This window comes from Arabiibacter massiliensis (assembly GCF_902386925.1).
GTDB lineage: Bacteria > Actinomycetota > Coriobacteriia > Coriobacteriales > Eggerthellaceae > Arabiibacter > Arabiibacter massiliensis.
On record NZ_LR698996.1, the window covers coordinates 1,542,996 to 1,563,516 of the forward strand.

The following is a 20,521-nucleotide window of genomic DNA, read 5'->3' on the forward strand; positions in this document are numbered from 1 at the left end:
CGTGCGAGGGTATCTCAAAAGAGTACCCCTCCACCTACACCAAAACCGCACCTATAAGGCCCTCTATCGGAGACGAAAGGAAGCCATGCCCCCCGAAAGGCCGCCGGAGCAAACGAAGCCCCCCCCTGTTGTCATCCTGAGCGGAGCGCGCAGCGCGAAGTCGAAGGATCCCGTGCGGCGATAGCCGTGACGCTCCCTGCTGGCGCCGCACGGGATCCTTCGACTCGCTACGCTCGCTCAGGATGACAAAGGGGGCCGCTTCGCTCGCTCAGGATGACAACCTGTATCAAAAGTAGGACCGTCCCGCAGGTTGCGGGACGGTCCCAGGGCGAACTTGCACTTCGTCGCCTACCAGCTTCCCTTCCGCTTGCGATGGAGCCAGCTGGCGCCTGCGATCACGGCCGCCAGCAGGGCCACGGCCGCGAGACCCGCAACGGGCAGGGAGTCGCCCGTGATGGGGGTGGGCGGCTTGGGCGTGGGCGTCGGCGGAACCGGCTTGGGCTTCGGCGGCACCGGCGGCGCGGGCTTCACGCCCTCGCCGGTGAGCGCCACCGCAACCGCGTCGGTCCCCTCAGACTCGATCCACAGCACGCCGCCGTAGGCTTTGGCCTCGGCCGGGTTGAAGGTCACCTTGAGCCTGCCGCCCGTGTAGGCGCTCCATCCCTGGTCGGGCGTGACCGTGAAGCCTTCGGGCGCCGTAAGCGTCATCTCGCCCTCAAGCCCCGAAGCGGCCACCTCCACCGTCTGCGCGGCGCTTTCGGTTCCCACCTCCTGCTTGCCGAACGCAAGGCTCTTCGGCGTGGCCGCGATCATGAGGTCGCGGCCCTCGCCCGTGAGCGCCACCGGAGCGGCGTCGGCGCCGTCGGACTCTATCCACATGACGGCCCCGTAGCTCTTGGGCTCGGTCGGGTCGAACGTGACGCGCAAAGTCCCGCCCGTGCGCGAATCCCAGCCCTCGGCGGGCGTCACGGTGAAGCCCGCCGGAGCCGAGAAGGCAAGATCGCTCTGAAGCCCCGAGGCCTCCACGCGCACCTGCTTCTCGACGCTCTTGGTGGCCACCGGCTGCGAGCCGAACGCCAGCAGGCCCTCGCTCGTCTTCACGGCCATGTCGCGGCCCTCACCGGTAAGCGCCACCGGAGCGGCGTCGGCGCCGTCGGACTCGATCCACATGACCTCGCCGTAGGACTTGGCCTCGGTCGGGTCGAACGTGACGCGAAGCTCGCCGCCCGTGCGCGGGTCCCAGCCCTCGGCCGGCACGACCGTGAAGCCGTCCGGCTCGACGAAGGCCATATCCGACGTCAGCCCCGAAGCCGCCACCTTGACGCGCTGCTCGGCGCTCTTGGTGGCCACCGGCTGGAAGCCGAACGCCACGAGTCCCGGATCAACCGCGATAGCCTGCTCCCGGCCCTCGCCGGTGAGCACGACCGACGCGGCGTCGGCCCCTTCGGCCTCGATGGACAGGACCGCCCCGTATTCCTTGGCCTCGGCGGGGTCGAACGTGACGCGCAAGGTCCCGCCGGCGCGCGGGTCCCAACCCTCAGCGGGCGTGACGGTGAAGCCCTCGGGTGCCTGGAAGCTCATGTCGCCGGTGAGCCCCGAGGCAGCCACCTGCACGCGCTGCTCGGCGGACTTCGTGCCCACCGGCTGGTCGCCGAACGCGAGCGCCGGCGGCGTGGCCTTCACGGCCGACTCCCTGCCCTCGCCGGCAAGCACGATCGGCGCGGCATCGGCCCCGTCGGCGCCGATCCACATCACGGCCCCGTAGTCCTTCGCCTCGGTCGGGTCGAACGTGATGCGCAGCTCGCCGCCGGTGCGCGGGTTCCAACCCTCGGCGGGCGTGACGGTGAATCCCTCGGGCGCTTGGAAGGCGAGATCGTTCGTCAACCCTGCGGCCGTCACCCGCACGCGCTCTTCCGCGCTCTTGGTGCCCACGGGCTGGAAGCCGAACGCGACGAGATCGCGGGAAACGGCGATCTCGGAGGCGATGCCCTCGCCGATGAGCGCGACGGCCGCCCCGTCCGATCCATCCGAGCGTATCCACAAGGGTGCGGCATACGATTTGACCTCGGTCGGGTCGAACGTCACCCGCAGCTCGCCGCCGGTGCGGGCGTTCCATCCCTCGGCCGGCACGACGGTGAAGCCCGCCGGCACGTCGAAGGCCATGTCGGACGTCAGCCCCGCGGCCGCCACCTGCACGCGCTGCTCGGCGCTCTTGGTGCCCGTCACCTGGGCATCGAACAGAAGCTGCCCGGGAACGGCCTTGACGGCCGCGTCCCGGCCCTCGCCGGTGAGCGCCACGTACACGGCATCGGTCCCGTCGGCCTCGATGCGCAGCAGATCGCCGTAGACCTTCGCCTCGGCGGGGTCGAACGTGATGCGCAGCTCGCCGCCTTGGCGCACGTCCCAGCCCTCGGCGGGCGTGACGGTGAAGCCCTCGGGCGCCTGGAAGCTCATGTCGCCGGTGAGCCCCGAGGCCGCCACGCGCACGCGCTGCTCGACGGACTTCGTGCCCACGGGCTGGTAGCCGAACGCCAGGAAGTCGGGGGCGGCCTTGATCGCCGTCGCGCGCCCTTCGCCCGTGAGCGTGACGGGCACGCCATCGGCCCCTTCGGCCTCTATCCACATGACCTCGCCGTAGGTTCTGGCCTCGGTCGGGTCGAACGTGACGCGCAGGGTTCCGCCGGCAAGCGGGTCCCACCCCTCGGCGGGAACCACGGTGAAGCCGGCGGGTGCCGTGAAGGCCATGTCGTGCTCGAGCCCGGTTGCGCGGACCTCCACCAGCTGCTCGGCGCTCTTGGTGCCCAGGGGCTGGTAGCCGAACGCCACCAGATCGGGCGCGGCCTCGATGGCCGAGGCGCGGCCGGTGCCCGCAAGCGACACTGCGGCCCCGTCGGCCCCGTTGGCCTCGATGCGCATGACGGCGCCGTAGGATTTGGCCTCGGTGGGGTCGAACGTCACGCGCAGCTCGCCGCCCGTGCGGGCGTTCCACCCCTCATCAGGCGTGACGGTGAAACCGTCGGGGGCCGCGAACGACAGATCGTCGGTGAGCCCCGAAGCGCTCACCCGGATGCGCTGCTCGGCGCTCTTCGTGCCCACGGCCTGGTTGCCGAACGACAGATGCCCGGGCACGGCCTTGATGGACAAGTCGCGGCCCTCGCCGGTGAACGTGACCGGCGCGCTATCGGCTCCGTTGGCCTCGATCCACATGACCGCCCCGTAGGCCTTGGCCTCGGTGGGGTCGAAGGTCACGCGCAAGGTCCCGCCGGTACGCGCGTTCCAATTGTCGGCGGGCGTGACGGTGAAGCCCTGCGGGGCAGAATAGGTCATGTCCCCGGTCAGGCCGTGCGCCTCCACGCGCACCGTCCGCTCGGCGCTCTTGGTGCCCACCGGCTGGAAGCCGAACGCCACGAGCCCCGGCGAGGCGCCGATGGACGCGGCCACGCCCCGCCCGGTCAGCGTCACCGATTTCGCGTCGGCCCCGTCGGCCGACACCTCCATGACGCCGCCGTAGAGCTTCGCCTCGGTCGGGTCGAACGTCACGCGCAGCGTGCCGCCCTCGCGCGCGCTCCACCCTGCAGCCGGCGTCGCCGTGAAGCCCTCGGGCATGTCGACGACCAGGTCGTCCTCGAGCGCATACGCCGTCACCTTCACCAGCTGCTCGACGCTCTTGGTGGCCACGGCCTGCTTGGCGAAATCGAGGCGCGCGGGCGTGACCTCGATGTTCGCCATCCGGCCCTCGCCGGTCAGCACCACCGGGGCCGCATCGACGCCGTCGCCGGCATCGACCCACATGACCGCGCCGTAGGGCTTCTTCTCGGTGGGATTGAACGCCACCCTCAGGGTGCCACCCTGCCTGCCGTCCCACCCGTCGGCAGGCGTGACGACGTACCCGTCCGGCTCGTTATAGGTGATGTCCTCGCCGAGGTTGTGACCCCGCACCTCCACCCGCTGCTCGGCGCTCACCGTACCGATGGTCTGGAACCCGAAAGCCACGAGTCCCGGCGAAACCTCGACGGATTGGGTCACGCCCATGCCGCGCAGCGGCACGGCAACCGCATCGGCCCCGTCGGCGGATATCTCGAGTACGCTTCCATACGCCTTCTCCGCAAGCGGGTCGAAGGTCACGCGCAGGGTTCCGCCCGTGCGCGCGTTCCAATCGTCGACGGCGGGCTGCACGGTGAAGCCGGTCCCAATGAGATCGCTGTAGCTGATGTCGCTCTCGACGTTGGTCGCGCGCACCTCGATGAGCCTCTCGAAGCTCTTCGATCCCACGGCCTGCTTGCCGAAGTCGAGCTGGGTCGGCGCGACGTCGATCTTCGCCGCGCAACCCGTTCCCCCGAGCGCGACCGCGCACGCCTCCGCGCCGCCTCGCTGCACCCGCAGGAAGTCGGCGTACTCCTTCTCCAGGGTGGGATCGAAGGTCACGCGCAGATGCCCGCCCGCATTCGGATCCCAATCCTCATGCGGCGTGACGGTGAAGCCGTCCGGCACCGTGTAGGCCAGGCTTCCCGGCCCATCGCTCGCCTCGATCTTCACCAGCTGCTCGGCGCTCTTCGTGCCCACCAGCTGCGAGCCGAAGGAGAGGCGCTCGGGGGTCGCGGTCACCGTCGACCTGAACCCCTGGCCGGTGAGCGTCACGGGCACGGAATCGGCCCCGTCGGCGCTGATCCACATGACCTCGCCGTACACCCTCGCCTGATCGGGGGCGAACTTGATCTGAAGCTCGCCGCCCGCACGGTCGTCCCACCCCGCGCCCTTCTCCACCTTGAAGCCGGCGGGAGCCGTGAAGGCGAGGCTGCTCGTTGCAGGCAGGTCGGCCTTCACCTTGACCGTCATGGCGGCGCTCTCCTGCCCCGCCTCCACGTACCCGAACGACAGGAGGCCCCGGTCGACGGCGATGATGTTCGCGCACCCCTCGCCGGTGAGCACGATGGGCACCGCGTCGACGCCGTCCGACTCGATCTGCATGACCCCGCTGTATGGTTTGAACTCGGCGGGACTGAACGAGATGCGCAGCGTGCCGCCCGTGCGCGCGTCCCACCCGTCGGCGGTCGCGACCATGAAGCCCGCGGGCACGTCTGCGAACCGCATATCCTGCGTCAGCCCGCTCGCAGTCACCTCGACCTCCAGGGAGGCGCTCTCATGGCCCACCGGCTGCTTGCCGAACGCGACCAGCCCGCGGCTCGCCGCGATGGCCGCGGCGCGGCCGGTGCCCGTGAGCGACACCGACGCCCCATCGGCCCCGTCGGACTCGATGCGCAGCGTCTGGCCGTAGTCCTTCTCCTCCGTCGGGTCGAATGTCACGCGCAGCGTGCCGCCCGTGCGGGGGCTCCACCCCTCGGCGGGCGTCACCGTGAAGCCTTCGTCGGGCTCGATGATGCGCATATCCTCGGCGAGGTCGTTGGCCTTCACCTCGACGAGCTGCTCCGCGCTCTTCGTGGCGAGGGGTTGCACGCCGAAGGACAGAAGCTTCGGGCTCGCCTCGATGTCGGGCACCACGCCCTCGCCGGTGAGCGTGAGCGGCTCCGCGTCGGCCCCGTCGGCCTCGATCCACATGACCGCGCCGTAAGACCTCTCCTCGGCCGGATCGAACGTGATATGCAGCTTGCCGCCCGTCTTCGCGTTGAAGCCCGCGTCGGGAACCACCGTGTAGCCGTCGGGCGCCGTGAAGGACATGTCCTGGGCGAGGTTCGTGCCCCTCACCTCCACCACGCGCTCGGCGCTCTTCGTGCCCACCTGCTGGGCGCCGAACGCCACCGTCTGCGGGTCCACCTTGATGGACGAGCGCGTGCCCGTGCCGTCGAGGACGACCGTCGCCGCATCCGCGCCGTCGGCGTCGATCTGCAAGAGCTCGGTGTAGTGTTTCTCATCGGTCGGGTCGAACGTCACGCGCAGCGTGCCGCCCGTGCGCGCGTTCCAGTCGGCACCAGGAGTCGCCGTGAAGCCCGTCAGGGTGCTGAGCTCCAGGTCGTCGGTCAGACCCACGGCATCCACCTGCACCAGCTTCTCGGAGCTCTTCGTGCCCACGGCCTGCGAGCCGAACGCGAGGCGCTCGGGCGCGACCGTGATGGTGGCGGTGCGCCCCTCGCCCGACACGGCCACGAGAGCCTCGTCGGCCCCGTCGGCGCTGATGCGCACGTGACCGGCATAGGCCTTGGCCTCGGTGGGATCGAACGTCACGCGCAGGGTGCCTCCCGTGCGCGCGTTCCACCCCTCGGCGGTCACGACGGTGAAGCCCGCGGGCTCGTCGACGGTCAAGTCGCCCGTCAGTCCCGAGGCTGTCACCACAACGTCCCGCTCGACGCTCTTAGTGGCCACCGCCTGGGACCCGAAGTCCACATGGTCCGGCGTGGCGGCGATCATCGCAGCGCGGCCCTCGCCGGAAAGCGCCACCGTGGCCGCGAGGCCCTCCGCCTCGATGCGCAGGACGCCGCGATAGGCCTTGGCCTCGGTGGGGTCGAACGTCACGCGCACATCGCCGCCGGTGCGGGCATTCCAGTTATCGGCGGGCGTGACGGTGAAGCCGTCCGGCACCGTCCAGGTCATGTCCTCGCCGAGCGCGACCGCCTTCACGCTCACCAGCTGCTCAGCGCTCTTGGTGGCCACCGGCTGCGGCCCGAAGGCCAGCTTGCCGGGGGTAGCGGCGATGCTCGACACCTTCCCCTCGCCTGAAAGCGATGCCGTGCCAGCCGCCGAGCCGGCCTTCACCGACAGGATGCCGTGGTAGTTCGCGGCCTTCGCGGGCTCGAACGTCACGCGCAGCTTGCCGCCCGTGCGCGCGTTCCAGCCGGGCGCCGGCTCCACGGTAAAGCCCTCGGGCACGTTGAAGGTCATGTCGGCGGCCAGATCGGAGGCCGCCACCTCCACGATGCGCGCCCCGCTTCTCGTACCGACGGCCTGGGTGCCGAAGTCCACCTTCTCGGGCGTCAGCCTGATGATCGACTGCCGCCCCTGACCCGTCAGAAACGCGGTGGACCAGCTACCCTGGCTGCCCACCTTGAGCTCTTCGTAATAGGATTTGGCCTCGGTCGGCGCGAACTTCGCGATCAGGTCGCCGCCGGTCCGGGCGTTCCAGTTGGCAGCCTTCATCACCTTGAAGCCCGCGGGCACGGCTATCTCGAGATCGGCCTGGGCGTTGTACGCGGACACGTGGATGCGCTGCTCGGCGCTCTCGGTGCCGATCGGCTGGGTGCCGAAGTCGTTGAAGACCGGCAGTATGACGATGGTCGGCGTGGTTCCCGTGCCCTCGAGTGCGATCGGCGTCGCCTTCGCAGTGCCGGAGACGATGGAAAGCACGCCGTCGTACATCTTCTCGCTCGTGGGGCTGAACGTCACGCGCAGCTCGCCGCCCGTGAGCGGATTCCAGTTGTCGGCGGGCTTGATCTCGAAGCCCTCCGGCGTCTCGAAGGTCATGCCGTCCGAGAGGCCGACGGCCTTCACCGTCACGCGCTTCTCGACGCTCTTAGTGTTCACCGTCTGGTCACCGAAATCCAAGCGCTGGGGCGAGACCTTGATCGAGACCTTCACGCCCTCGCCGGTGAGCGCGACCGGCGCGGCGTCGGCCCCGTCGGCGCCTATCCACAGAATGCCCGCGTAGCTTGCCGCCTCGGTGGGCGCGAACGTCACGTACAGCTGCCCGCCGCGGCGCGGATCCCAGTTATCGCCCGGCACCACCTTGAAGCCCTCGGGGGCATCGTAGGCCATGTTCGAGGTCAGGCCCGAGGCCGAGACCGTTATGGTCATCGTCTCGCTCTCGGTGCCCACGCCCTGCATGCCGAACGCCAGAAGCCCGGGGTCGGCCGCCACCGCCACCTCGCGGCCCTCGCCGGTGAGCGCCACGCTCGCCGCGTCGGTTCCGTCGGCCCCGATCATGAGCACCGCGCCGTACGGCTTCGCCTCGGTGGGGTCGAACGTGATGCGCAGCTCGCCGCCCGTGCGCGCGTTCCAATCCTCGGCGGGCGTGACCGTGAAGCCCTCCGGCACGTCGAATCCCATGTCGCCTTCAAGCCCGACGGCGCTTATCCGCACGCGCTGCTCGGCGCTCTTGGTGGCCACCGGCTGGCGGCCGAACGCCAGGTGCCCCGTCGAGGCCGTCACCGCGGAGGTGCGCCCCTCGCCGTTCACGGCCACCTGCGCGCTCACGTCTTTGGTGAGGCCCTTCGCGCGGAACCAGAGTATGCCGCCGTAGGTCTTCGCCTCGGTGGGATCGAACGTCACGCGCATTTCACCACCCGTGCGCGCGTTCCACCCCTCGGCGGGGACCGCCGTGAAGCCCGCGGGCACCTCGATCTCCAGGTCGCCGGCCAGGTTGGACGCCTGCACCCGCACGCGCTTCTCGGCGCTCTTGGTGGCCACTGCCTGATAGCCGAACGAGAGGATGCCGGGGTCGACCTCGATGGCCGACTCGATCCCGTAGCCCTCCACGGCCACCGCCTCGGAGGGCGCGCCCTCGGAGCGGATGAAGACGAGGTCCCCGTAGGGCCTGGTCTCGGTGGGGCTGAATGTCACGCGCAGCTGCCCGCCGAAGCGCGGGTCCCACCCTTGCGCGGGCGTGACCGTGAAGCCTGCGGGCGCCTCGATGGCCATGTCGGCCAGAAGGTCGGTCGCCGTCACGTTGACCACCTGCTCGGCGCTCGTGGTGCCCGTCGCCTGCGCGCCGAAGTCGATGAGGCTCGGATCGGCCACGATGGCGGGGTTGGGCGGGGCCGCGAAGCGCGTATGCCGCGCGTTCTGGCCGTCCACCCGGTAGTAGCTCGAAGGCTCGTCGAACACGGCGGGCTTGAGCGCCTCGTCATCGCGGTTCACCGCGCCTTCGACCGCCACGCCGCCCTCGAGGGTCAGCCCGTGCTCGCTGAAGCTCCGCGCGCCGCCCGTGTTGCCCTTGGCATCCACGATGCCGCCCTTGATCGTTCCTCCCAGAAGGGCGGACAAGCCGGTGGAGATGCCGCCCGCGCCGCTCTCGAGCGAGAGCTGCCCGCCGCCCACCGTGAGGATGCCCATCATGAAGAGCCCCGCCGACACGCCTCCGTCGGTCGCGTCGCCGCCGGCGGCGAGGAGGGTGCCGGAGCCGTTGATGGAGAGGGCGCCCGCCGCGTAGACGCCGTAGGTGGCCACTTCGCCATCCGACATGCTCTTGAACGAGCTCACCGAATCGGGCGCCAGGAAGAGGGCGGCGTCGGCCGCAGGCTCCACGCGCAGCGCCGTGGCGGCCTTCGTCTCATATTGAAGGCCCATGAGCGTGAGCGTGTGCCCGGCCGCGCGCCAGGTGACGTCCTTGCCCGGGTACTCCTGGGTCATCGCCTGATCCTGGTACAGCGACCATTCCGCGTCGCTGTCGCCGGCGCCGAAGTACAGGGTGCCGTCGATCGGGTTGCTCTCGAAGTCGACGCAGAGCGCCGCCTTGCCGTCCACCAGGTAGCGGTCGGTCGCCCAGGCGACGGGCTTCAGGTTGGAGCCGTAGCGGTCTTGCGAGCCCCGGACCAGGGTGTTCGGATGCGTGGGCTCGGCGTTCGCGCGTAGGCCGGCCGTGCCGCCCACGGCGGTGAACGAGCCGGCCGTCACCTGGAGGCTGGCTGCCTCAAGTCCGTAGCGCGGCCCCGTTGTCGGCGCGCCCTGGGCGGTCACGTTCAGCTCGCCCTCGCCGCGCACCGCAAGCGCCCCTTCGGCGCGCACGGCCACCACGGTGCTGGCGCTCGTGTCCATCCACGCTTCGCATTCGATGGTGTTGTGCGTACCCGAAACCGCGGTGATGGCGGCGGCCGGATCGCTCTTCACCACGAGGCCCACCAGGCCGTCGGTGTGGTAGAAGAAGTCCATGAGGCGCAGGTCCTTGCCCTCCACGTACCAGGTGCGGCCCTCGCCCTCGTGCTTCTTCGTCATGGTGGAGTCGATGAACAGCGACCACTCGTTGCCCGCCACGTTGCCCTGGGGCCCGAAGTAGAGCGTGCCGTAGGGGTCGGTCGAGGCGAACTTCACGTACTCGGCGATCAGCCCGTCCGCGTAATAGCGGCCGCTATCCCACAGCACTTCCCGCATGCCGGTGCCCGCGCGGTTGGTCGTACCCCTCACCAGCAGCGATCCGCGGTCGGGTTCGGCGAACGCCGACACGCCGCCCGTGCCTCCCACGCCGATGAGCGTGGTGTCGGACACCTTGAGCAGCGCGGCCTTCACGCCGTTGGAGTCCTTCCCGAAGCTGGGCGAGCCGGCCGTGGCGGTGAGCGCGCCCTGCCCCGACACGGACAGCGCGCCGTCGGTCACGATGCCGTAGGTCGACCCTTCGCCGCTGGCCGTGCTCTTGACGCTGCTCTCCGATCCGGGCTCCAGCACGATGGCTGCGTCGTTCGCCTGCGCGATGCGCAGCGCCTCGGTGTGCTCGGTTTGGTACTTGAAGCCGTTGAGGATGAGCGTGTGGCCCTCCACCCTCCACGTTCCCTGCTGCCCCACGTACTTCACCAGGTGGGAGTAGTCGGTGAAGAGCGACCATTCAGCGGAGGGGTTCTTGCCCTGCGGGCCGAAGTAGAGCGTGCCGTTGCCCGGAGGCGCGACGCTCACGAAGCGGCAGGGCGTTTCGTTGGTCGTGACGAAGTAGGTTCCGCCCCATGTCGCGGCGGCGGCGTCCTCGCCCGTGCGGGTGGGGCTGCCCGTCGCCTCCAAGCCGTCCTTCATCGGGTTGGCCTGGCTCTTCCTTGTTTTGGCCCCGATGTCGGTACCCACTGCGGTAAGCGCGCTCGGCGGCCTGATCTCCAACTCGTCGCACACCACGCCGGCGGACGACTCCGTGAGGGCATCGCCCGTCGCCACCACCGTGCCGCTCTCCATGCGTATCGAACCGCCCACGATGATGCCTGTCGAGGCCTCCTGGCCGGCGCCGGCCACGGCGTTGAGCGTGGCGCCTCGCGTCACGAGCGCATTGCGCACGCGCATGCCCGCGCTCTCCTCCGTGGCCGATTTGCTTGCGCGCACATTGAGCACGCCGTCGCCCTCGATGCCGAGCCAGCCGCGCACGTCGATGCCGAACGAGGAGCCCGTCACCTGCCCCATCTGGGACGCGATGGTGCTGGTGCCGCCCTTGACCTTGATCTTCGCGTAGTTGTCCTCGGCCACGACGAGCGCCACCGACGCGTTCGCCACGTAGTTGAAGTTGGTGAGCTCGAGCGTCTTGTCGTTCACCTTCCACGCGCCTTCGTTGCCCACGTAGGGAATGGTCATCGCCTCGTTGGAGTACAGCGACCAGGGAGCGTCGAACGCGCCGGCTCGGGGCCCGAAGTAGAGCGTGCCGTCCGTGGAGGCCGCGATGCGCACCAGCCCGGCGCGCTTGCCGTCCACCTCGTAGCACTTGCTTCCGAACCCGTAGGAGGCGGACTTGAGGTTGTTCGTGTTGTAGCGGTCGACGTTGCCGGTGACGATGAGGGTCGCCACCGCGGGCTCCTGCTCCGAGTACACGCCCGCCGTGTCGCCCGTTGCCCTGAGCTCGCCGTCGTTCATGGTGAAGCGCTTGGCGTGGATGCCGTACGACGTGCCGTGGAGCGACTCGCCGCCGGCGGCTTGCAGCTTGAGCCGCTCGCCCTCGACGATCAGATCTCTCGCGACGATAGCGGAGCTCTCGGCGTTCGCGCCGCCGCTCGTGGCCGCCGAGACGTCGAGCGTGCCCGTGCCCGAGATGGTGAGGTGGGCCGCGTTCGAGTGGATGCCTGTCCGGCCGCCCGAAGCATCGGCATGCCCCGAGCCCGAAAGGACGTTGTCGCCCTGCACCTCGAGCCCCACCGGATGGATGGTGGCGAACACCTCGAGCACGGCCGGGGCGGAGCTGCGCTGGGTGAAGCCGTTCAGCTTGAGCGTGCGGCCCTCCACGCTCCAATGGCCCGACTGGGCCGTGTAGGGCTGCGAGTAGCCCTCGTCCACGAAGAGCGACCACGCGTTGGCCTCGTTCCCGTCTTTGGGACCGAGGTAGAGCGTAGTGGACCCCATCTCGTCGTAGATCCTCAGCTGTCGCGCGACGTTGGATCCCACCTGGTAGAACTTGGTGTTCGCGTCGTAGGCCGCGTCTTGGAGCTCGTCGCTTGCGCGCTCGACGGAGCCCTTGACCTTGAGGCCGCCCGTCTGCGAGCCGCCCTCGGCGTACACGGCGCCCGTGTCGCCTGCGGCCTTCAGGGTGGCGTCGCTCACGTTCACGGTGCCGCCCGTGCCCTCGGTCGTCAGGCTCGCGTGCACGCCGAACGACTGGGAGTCGCTTGTGGCGCCGCCCGCGGCGTCGAGCGAGGCGCCCTGCTCGAGCGCCACCGAGAAGGCCTTCACGCCGTAGGAGGGCGCGCCGGCGGCCCTGCTGCCGCCACGGGCCTCCACGGTCGCCTGCTTGATGACAAGCTGCCCCGCGTCTATGCCCACGCTCGGCTTCCCCTCGTTGGAGCCCGTCGTGGCCCGCGCGCTCAGGCTGCCGCTCGCGCCCGATATGACGAGCGGGGCCGTGGCTTTGACGGCCGCGCTATCGGACAGGCCGTCGGCCGAGCCCGTAAGCGTGTTGCGGTCGATGAGCTCGATCTGCGCAGCCGCGTCGTACACGTACAGCGCCACCGGGTCGTCGGAGCGGTAGGTGAAGCCCACGAGCGTGAGCTTGCTGCCCTCGGCCTCCCACCGCTCGCTTGCCGGATACTCGGTGGTGAACGCCGCGTCGGTGTAGAGCGTCCAAGCGCCGCCCACGTTGGCGCGATCCTTCGGCGCGAAGTAGAGGCTTCCCTTGAAGACATCGGTTCCCAGTTCCACGTACTGGGCCTTCGGCTTGCCCACGCCCGAGCCCACCTGGTAATAGTTGTAGGTGGGGTTGTACGTGACCGCGGTCGGGTCCTTGACGCCCACGTCCTCGCGCTTCTCAAGCCCCATGGCGTGCAGGTCGTAGGGGGCGAACGCGGCCCTGCCCGCCCAGACGGCGCCCGTGGCGCCTTCCGCGTAGAGCATGCCGTCGGTGATGGAGCCGTCGTCGGTAACGTGCACGCCCCAGGAGTCCGTTCCGTTATGGGACGAGCAGTACAGGGTCGCGTCGTCGGCCAGGTTGAGCGCCTTCGCCCTCACGCCCCACGCAACCCCGGGCGCGCTGCCGCTTCCGACGGAAACCGTAAGCACGCCGAAGCCGGAGACGGTCAGGTTCCGCCGCGGCGCGTTGATGCCGTAGGCATCGGAGCTCGCGCCCGTGGCGGTGATAAAGCTGTCCGTGGCTTCGTCCAGCTTGATGGACACGTCGTCGGCCGCCCCTTCCCACACCTGCAAGCCCACCGGGGCGCTCGTGGCGTAGAAGAAGTTCGAAAGACGAAGCTCGCGCGTGCCCGGCGCCACGCTCCACGTGGCGGTGTTGTCCGTGTACGGGACGCTGAACCTGTCGTCGGTGTAGAGCGACCAGTCGTTGGCGGGGTTGCCGTTCTGCGGGCCGAAGTAGAGCGGCGTCGAAGCGAGCGCCTTCCTGTTCAGCACCACATAGCGCGCGTTCTTGTCGCCGTCCACCTTGTAGCGGGACTCGGCGGGCGAAAAGGTTGCCGGCAAGAGCTCGGCGCCGTCGCGAAGGACGCATCCCCAGGCGGACAGGTCCCCCACGTCCACCTCGTTCACGAGCAGGCCGGCGATCTCCCCTTCGGCCACCAACTCTCCGGCGCTGTTGCTGTGCCGCACGAGCGACTTCGCCCGGATGCCGTACGAATGCACGCCGTCGCCCCCGCTGGCATGCACCGAGTTCAAGATCTTCAGCTCCTCGTCGCAGGCGATTCCGGCGGTTTCCACCGAGGGATCGCCCTCGCCGGAGGCCTCGCCGCTCGACAGCAAGGACCCGCCCGTCGCCACCAAGGATCCGGTGCCGGTTATCTCCAGGCTCTTCTTGGCATAAAGGCCCGCCGTCCGGTGGGCGGACTTCGCAAGGCTGGTGACGCGACTCGTCTGATCTTCCAGGAATATCGAGGCGGGATCCAGGAACATGATCGCCACCTCAGCCTCCGTGACGTACTCGAAACCGTTGAGCCTCAGGTCTCCCGACGAGTCGAAGTCCCAGGTGGTGCCCCGCCCTTCCGTGTAGGGGGTCTGAAGGCTCGCATCGACGTAGAGGCCGGGCGTGCCGTTTTTCTCGGCATAGTAGAGGGTTCCCTGCTTGTTGTTCGTAACGCCCAGATACACGTGCTTTGCCGTGGCGCCGTCATCGAGCCGGTAGGTTTTGCGCCCGGCATCGAAGACGACGGGCCGGGTGATGGGGTCGTTGTGCTCGCGGCCGCCCTTGAGAAGCTTGTCGCCGCCCGCGAACTGGGGCTCAGAAGCCAAAAACACGCCAGCGTCGTAGCCGCGCGCGTCGATGCCGCACTCGTTGGACGTCTTCTCCAGCGTGGTCGCACCCTGCACGTACAAGCCGTAGGAGCCTTTTCGCGCCGGGTCGACGCCCTCCGTCTCGAAGCCCTCGGCCTTGATCGTGGCGTCCTTCAAGCTGAGCCCGTTCTCGACGCGCAGACCCGTGCTGATGCCCGTCACCCGCTCGCCGGCCTCGGCCGTGATCGAGGAGCCCTGCACGGTGAGCCCGCTGCGAGCGTACACGCCGCTCGAGTCGTATGCGCCGACCCTGTGCGACACGTTTGCCGACTTCACCGAAAGCGACCCTTCGCCGCCGATGGTAAGATGCGCCTCGGAATAGATGCCGAAGGAGCCGTCCAGCTCGTTCAGGCCTTCGTCGAACCCCCCGTGTGACGCGTCGATGCTGTTCTCGGATCCCGCCTCCAGGACTATCTCGACGGGGCCGAAGTTGAAGATCCTCAACCCGCACCAGGACTCTGTCACCACGTTGTGGAAGCCGTTCAGGAAGAGGGTATGGTCCTCCACCCGCCAAGCGCCCTTGTTCCTCTCGTAGGGAACCCTGAGATTGTCATCGGTGAACAGGTTCCAGGGGTTGGTCGCATCCCTGTTCTCCGGCCCGAAGTACAGGCCGTGCGATTCTTCGGATGCGGGGGCGGCGTCTTCCGTCTGGGTGTCGGGCGACGCGGAGAGGAGCTCGGGGGTCGCCGACGGGTCGGCGGCGTCCTGGGTGGCGGCGTCATCGGAGGTGGCGTCGCCGCCGCTCGCGGTGTCGGCCGGACCCACCGTGATGGAGGGGCCGCCCTCGGGATCGGCCGGCGCGATGTCGATCGAGGGGCCTTCGGCGTCGCCTTCGGGGGCGGTCGGCTCGACGGTGATCGAAGGGCCGTCCGTACCGCCGTCAGGGTCGGACGGCGTGCCGTCCGACGTTTCGTCCTGCTGCCCTTGCGGCTCCGCAGGCGGCGCGGCCATCTCGGCAAGCGCGGTCGGCGGAATCGACATCGACACGGCCAGAACGAACGAAAGGAGAACGGTCCCCAGCTTCCAACGACGTGACCTCATATGAAACCCCTTCGACGGAACGCCCCAACATGCCTACGCTTTTCAGTGCCGACACGCTCCCATGGCAGCCGAAGGGCGGCGCATGGTGCTGACGCTCAGCAGGCTCGATGCGACTGCGACCCCTGTGCAAGGGCATTGGGAAGAGAGTACCCCTCCACCAACACCAGTATCACATCAAAAAGACCCGATGTCGAGGGCAAAGGAAAGGTGGGGCCCCTGAAAGGCCCCCAGCCAAGCCCCCATCCCCAACAAGCGAGGCTCCCCGTATCATTTTGTCATCCTGAGCGGAGCGCGCAGCCCCCCTCTTTGTCATCCTGAGCGGAGCGCCGACAGGCGCGGAGTCGAAGGATCCCCCGCGGCGCCAGCAGGACCCCCTCCTACGACCGGCGGCTGCTTCCGTAGGCGGCGTTCTTGCGGTTGCCGAAGGCGCTGCCCTTGCGGGCGCCCTTCTTGAGGTCCTTCAGCACGTCCTCCTCGCTTGAGCCCTCCACCTGCACGCGCAGCTTCACCACCTGGTCGCGCAGGCGCGCGGCCTCCTCGAAGTCCATGCTGGCCGAGGCCGCGGCCATCTCGTCCTCCATCGACTGGATGATGCGCAGCACCTCCTCGCGCGAGAGCGCCGCGAGCTCCTTGTTCACCTGCTCGGCCGTGGTGTTGCCCACCTCGTCGGTGACGTAGTCCATGATGTCGTTGATGGCCTTGCGGATGGTCTGCGGCTCTATGCCGTGCTCCTCGTTGAACCGCTGCTGGATGGCGCGGCGCCGTCGCGTCTCGTCGATGGCGAGCGCCATGGAGTCGGTGGTCTTGTCGGCGTACATGATAACCTGGCCCGATACGTTGCGGGCCGCGCGGCCGATGGTCTGGATGAGCGAGCGGTGGTTGCGCAGGAAGCCCTCCTTGTCGGCGTCCAGGATGGCCACGAGCGACACCTCCGGCAAGTCCAGGCCCTCGCGCAGAAGGTTGATGCCCACCAGCACGTCGAACTTGCCCTGGCGCAGCTCGCGCAGTATCTCCACGCGCTCGAGCGTGGCGATGTCCGAGTGCATGTAGCGCGCCTTCACGCCCTGGTCGAGCAGGTGGTCGGTCAAGTCCTCGGCCATCTTCTTCGTGAGCGTGGTGATGAGCACGCGCTCGTTGCGGGCCGCGCGGTCCTTCGCCTCGTCGATGATGTCGTCGATCTGCGAGGCGCTGCTGCGCACGATGATCTCGGGGTCCAGCAGGCCCGTGGGGCGGATGATCTGCTCCACCTGCTGCTGGGTGACCTTCTCCTCGTAGTCGCCGGGCGTGGCCGACACGTATACGAACTGCGGGATGCGATCTTCGAACTCGTCGAAGCGCAGCGGGCGGTTGTCCAGGCAGCTGGGCAGACGGAAGCCGTGCTCGGCCAGCGTGATCTTGCGCGAGCGGTCGCCCTCGTGCATGCCGCGGATCTGCGGCACGGTGACATGGCTCTCGTCGATGATGCAGAGGAAGTCCTTCGGGAAGTAGTCGATGAGCGTGTAAGGCGGCTCGCCCGGCTGGCGGCCGTCGATGTGACGCGAGTAGTTCTCGATGCCGGAGCAGAAGCCCATCGTCTCCATCATCTCCAGGTCGTAGTTCGTGCGCATCTCCAGGCGCTGCGCCTCCAGCAGCTTGCCCTCCTCCTTGAACTGCTGCAGGCGCTCGCGCAGTTCGTCGCGGATGGTGGTGAGGGCGCGGTCCATTTTCGGGCGCGTGGCTACGTAGTGCGACGCGGGCCAGATGGGCAGCGCCTCGTAGGTGTTCAGCACCTCGCCGGTGACATGGTCGATTTCGGTGATGCCCTCTATCTCGTCGCCCCAGAAGTCGATGCGCACCGGGTTGTCGGCGTAGGGCGGGAACACGTCGAGCGAGTCGCCGCGCACGCGGAACGTGCCGCGCTTCAGCTCGTAGTCGTTGCGGTCGTACTGGATGTCGATGAGCTCGTGGATGACGTCGTCGCGATCCATCTCCTTCTGCTTGTCCACGAACACAGCCATGCCCGCGTAGTCCATGGGGCTGCCGATGCCGTAGATGCAGCTCACCGACGCCACCACGATGCAGTCGCGCCGCGAGAGCAGGGCCGATGTGGCCGCATGGCGCAGCTTCTCCACCTCCTCGTTGATGGAGGCGTCCTTCTCGATGAACGTGTCCGATGCGGGTACGTAGGCTTCCGGCTGGTAGTAGTCGTAGTACGAGACGAAGTACACCACCGAGTTGTTGGGGAAGAACTCCTTGAGCTCGCTCGCCAGCTGGGCCGCGAGCGTCTTGTTCGGCGCCATGACCAGCGTGGGCTTCTGCGTGGCCTCGATGACCTTGGCCATGGTGAACGTCTTGCCCGAGCCCGTCACGCCCAGCAGGTTCTGGTAGCGCAGGCCGCGCTCCACGCCCTCGGCCAGCTTCTCGATGGCCTGCGGCTGGTCGCCCGCCGGCTCGTAGGGCGACACCACTTCAAACGGCGTGGCCGCCAGCCGCACCTCCGGCAGCTTGCCCTCCATCTCCATGCCCTCGATGTTCGAAAGATGCGCCACGCTAGCTCCTTCCCGCACACATAAGGCACCCAGTGTAGCACAGCTCTCGCAACATGAACAGATGTTCGTGAGAAAACCGTTGCCAAACGCTCAGGAAGCCGCCAAGTCCTTCCGCACCAAGCTGCGCAGGTAATCCGAGCGGCTCATGCCCAGCTCCGCCGCCCGCTTGTCCATGGCCGCCACCTCCTGCGGCGTGTCCTTGAACCCGACGAACTTCAGCTTCTCTCCGAACTTGAGGGGCCGCCCCACGATGATCTCACCCACGGGCTTGCCCGGAAACTCCCCGCGCGTGGCTGCCTCTTCCCACTCATCAAGCTGTTTGCTCGTTACCCCAAACATCTTTTCGAGCTCTTCCGCTGTTTTCACTTTTACCTCCTCACTAAACCGAGTTCCCGAAGTGCCTTGACAGTCGGCGGCGTAAGCGCATGATAGACAAGGGTTCCAAACGGCTTCGCTACGCCGACCATCTGAATAAACCGCCCTGCTCTATCAGAGCCAACGGCCAGTATCTGATGATCGTTCGGCGCTTCACGATGCCTTTTTCGCACGTAATTCTGCCAAGCAAAAGCAATCTCAGACTCCGTTAGACCATGCTTGAGGGCATGCGGGTGAATCACAACGTCCATTGCAACCGTCACCTAGCCTTTTGTTAAACGTAATTGTAAAACGAAATTTTTCTAAAGTCAAACAGCTGAAGACCGCTCACACTGTGCGCTTTACCCATTGATAAAGGGGCGGAGTGAGGGAGTCGATCTCGCCCCCGATGTAAACTCCTCGAATTCGAGGAGTTTACATTCCTCGTTATGCAGCGAGATATAGTCGCCACGGACTTCGCCCTCGTAGTAGGCCACCTCGACGCCTTGGATTTCCATCGTGTCGCGACTTGGCATAGAGCATCACCCCTCCAACCATTCCGTGGCTGAGAGGATCTTGCAAGCGTGGTACGGGCGGGCGCGGAATGTTCGCCGTCTCTATGGGCATCCGACCGGGCACCGATCAGAAGCGCTTGCACTGGCTCTGTTTTTCGATTGATGCCAATATAGCATAGTTTACGAACTTTTGTTCTGACTTCTTGCTTAATCCTGCGACCGCGTCCTCCTGCACGCGAATCGGGGCTGCCTGACACGAAAATCCTCGACGTGAAAGGTTCAGAGGCGGAAAAGGGCGGCCGCCGGCTCCCCCGAGCAGTATCCCTCGGCATTTTCCCAGGTCGCGAAACCCCGACGCTCGCGCGGATCGCCGAGGTCCTTTCACGTCGAGGTTTTTTGTGTCAGGCAGCCCCGATTCGCGTGCACCCCCCCCCGAGGTGCTCGATTGCGCGCCAAAGGAGAGTCAGAACTTTTGTTCACTTATTTTTACCGCACGCCGATTCGCCGTCCCTCGCAAAGGGCTCGAAATCGACCCCTTTGCATGCGGCGACGCCGGCGGTGGTATACTCTCTCGCCATCTGCGAGGGACGGGAAGCAAAGGATCGAGCATGGGCGCTATTATGAAGCATCTACCTGGGGTGGCCGTATGCCTGGCCATCGCCGTGCCGTGCTGGTTCATCGGGCAGGCCTTCCCCCTCATCGGAGGGCCCGTGTTCGCTATCCTGGCCGGCATGGCCATCGCCGTCTTCTGGAAGCTGCCCCGACGCGGACGCGCCCAGTCGGGCATCGCGTTCACCGGCAAGAAGGTGCTGCAGGCGGCCGTCGTGCTATTGGGATTCGGGCTGAACCTCGCGCAGATCGCCCAGGTGGGCATGATGTCGCTGCCCATCATCGCCTCCACCATCGCCACCGCCCTCATCACGGCGTACCTGCTGCACAAGATCTTGCGCATGCCCTCTGAGATCTCGACGCTCATCGGCGTCGGATCGTCCATCTGCGGCGGCTCGGCCATCGCGGCCACCGCGCCCGTCATCAAGGCCGACGACAAGGACGTGGCCCAGGCCATCTCGGTCATCTTCCTGTTCAACGTGCTGGCCGCGCTCATCTTCCCCACGCTGGGCAGCGTGCTCGGCATGTCCAACGAGGGATTCGGCCTGTTCGCCGGCACCGCTGTGAACGACACGTCCTCGGTGACGGCCGCCGCCGCAGCCTGGGACGGCATGCACCCGGGCTCGAACGCCCTTGATCAGGCCACCATCGTCAAGCTCACGCGGACGCTGGCCATCATCCCCATCACGCTCGTGCTGGGCATCTGGATCGCGCGCCGCGACAGCCACGACCCCGCCGCGCTCGAAGCGCAGGCGCACAGCGTGGTGAAGCCCGCCGGCAAGCTGGGCGGGTTCAACCTGCGCCGCGCGCTGCCCGTGTTCATCGTGCTGTTCCTGCTCGCGTCCGTCGTCACCACGGCGGCGGTGGCCGTCGGCATCGACGCCGCCGCGTTCGAGCCGCTCAAGACGCTGTCGAAGTTCTTCATCGTCATGGCCATGGCCGCCATCGGCCTGAACACCGACGTCGTGCACCTGGTGAAGTCCGGCGGCAAGCCCATCCTCATGGGCCTGTGCTGCTGGGTGGCCATCGCCGCCGTCAGCTTAGGGATGCAGCACCTGCTGGGCTTGTGGTAGCCCTTGAACAAGAAGCCCCCGACGCGCAACGCCGGGGGCTTCGTTTTAGACGGATGAATCGCGCGAA

General features: G+C 67.8%; 4 protein-coding genes. 1 reads left to right on the forward strand and 3 read right to left on the reverse strand.

Annotated elements, in window-relative coordinates:
• Nucleotides 1-348 precede the first annotated feature (348 nt).
• The 3 genes from FX134_RS06690 to FX134_RS06700 all read right to left on the reverse strand — a co-directional run bounded on the left by FX134_RS06690 (nt 349) and on the right by FX134_RS06700 (nt 18,269).
• A complete protein-coding gene (locus FX134_RS06690) occupies nt 349-15,375 on the reverse strand; it encodes a choice-of-anchor D domain-containing protein (protein ID WP_080799444.1) in 15,027 nt (5,008 codons plus the stop codon).
• A gap of 377 nt (nt 15,376-15,752) precedes the next feature.
• The gene (uvrB, locus tag FX134_RS06695) at nt 15,753-17,903 is read right to left on the reverse strand and encodes an excinuclease ABC subunit UvrB (protein WP_080799446.1); all 2,151 of its coding nucleotides are present in this window, start codon (nt 17,901-17,903) and stop codon (nt 15,753-15,755) included.
• A 90-nt stretch (nt 17,904-17,993) separates the two neighbouring features.
• Complete coding sequence (locus FX134_RS06700; RefSeq protein ID WP_080799450.1) at nt 17,994-18,269, reverse strand: hypothetical protein; 276 nt, start codon at nt 18,267-18,269, stop codon at nt 17,994-17,996.
• A gap of 1,111 nt (nt 18,270-19,380) precedes the next feature.
• Here FX134_RS06700 and FX134_RS06705 point away from each other — a divergent pair.
• Nucleotides 19,381-20,454 (forward strand): YeiH family protein, encoded by a 1,074-nt coding sequence (locus FX134_RS06705; RefSeq protein ID WP_080799453.1) that lies wholly within the window; start codon nt 19,381-19,383, stop codon nt 20,452-20,454.
• Nucleotides 20,455-20,521 lie beyond the last annotated feature (67 nt).

Coding starts and splice junctions, on each gene's coding strand:
- FX134_RS06690 (WP_080799444.1), bottom strand. CDS start 15,375: ATGAGGTCACGTCGTTGGAAGCTGGGGACCGTTCTCCTTTCGTTCGTT.
- FX134_RS06705 (WP_080799453.1), top strand. CDS start 19,381: ATGGGCGCTATTATGAAGCATCTACCTGGGGTGGCCGTATGCCTGGCC.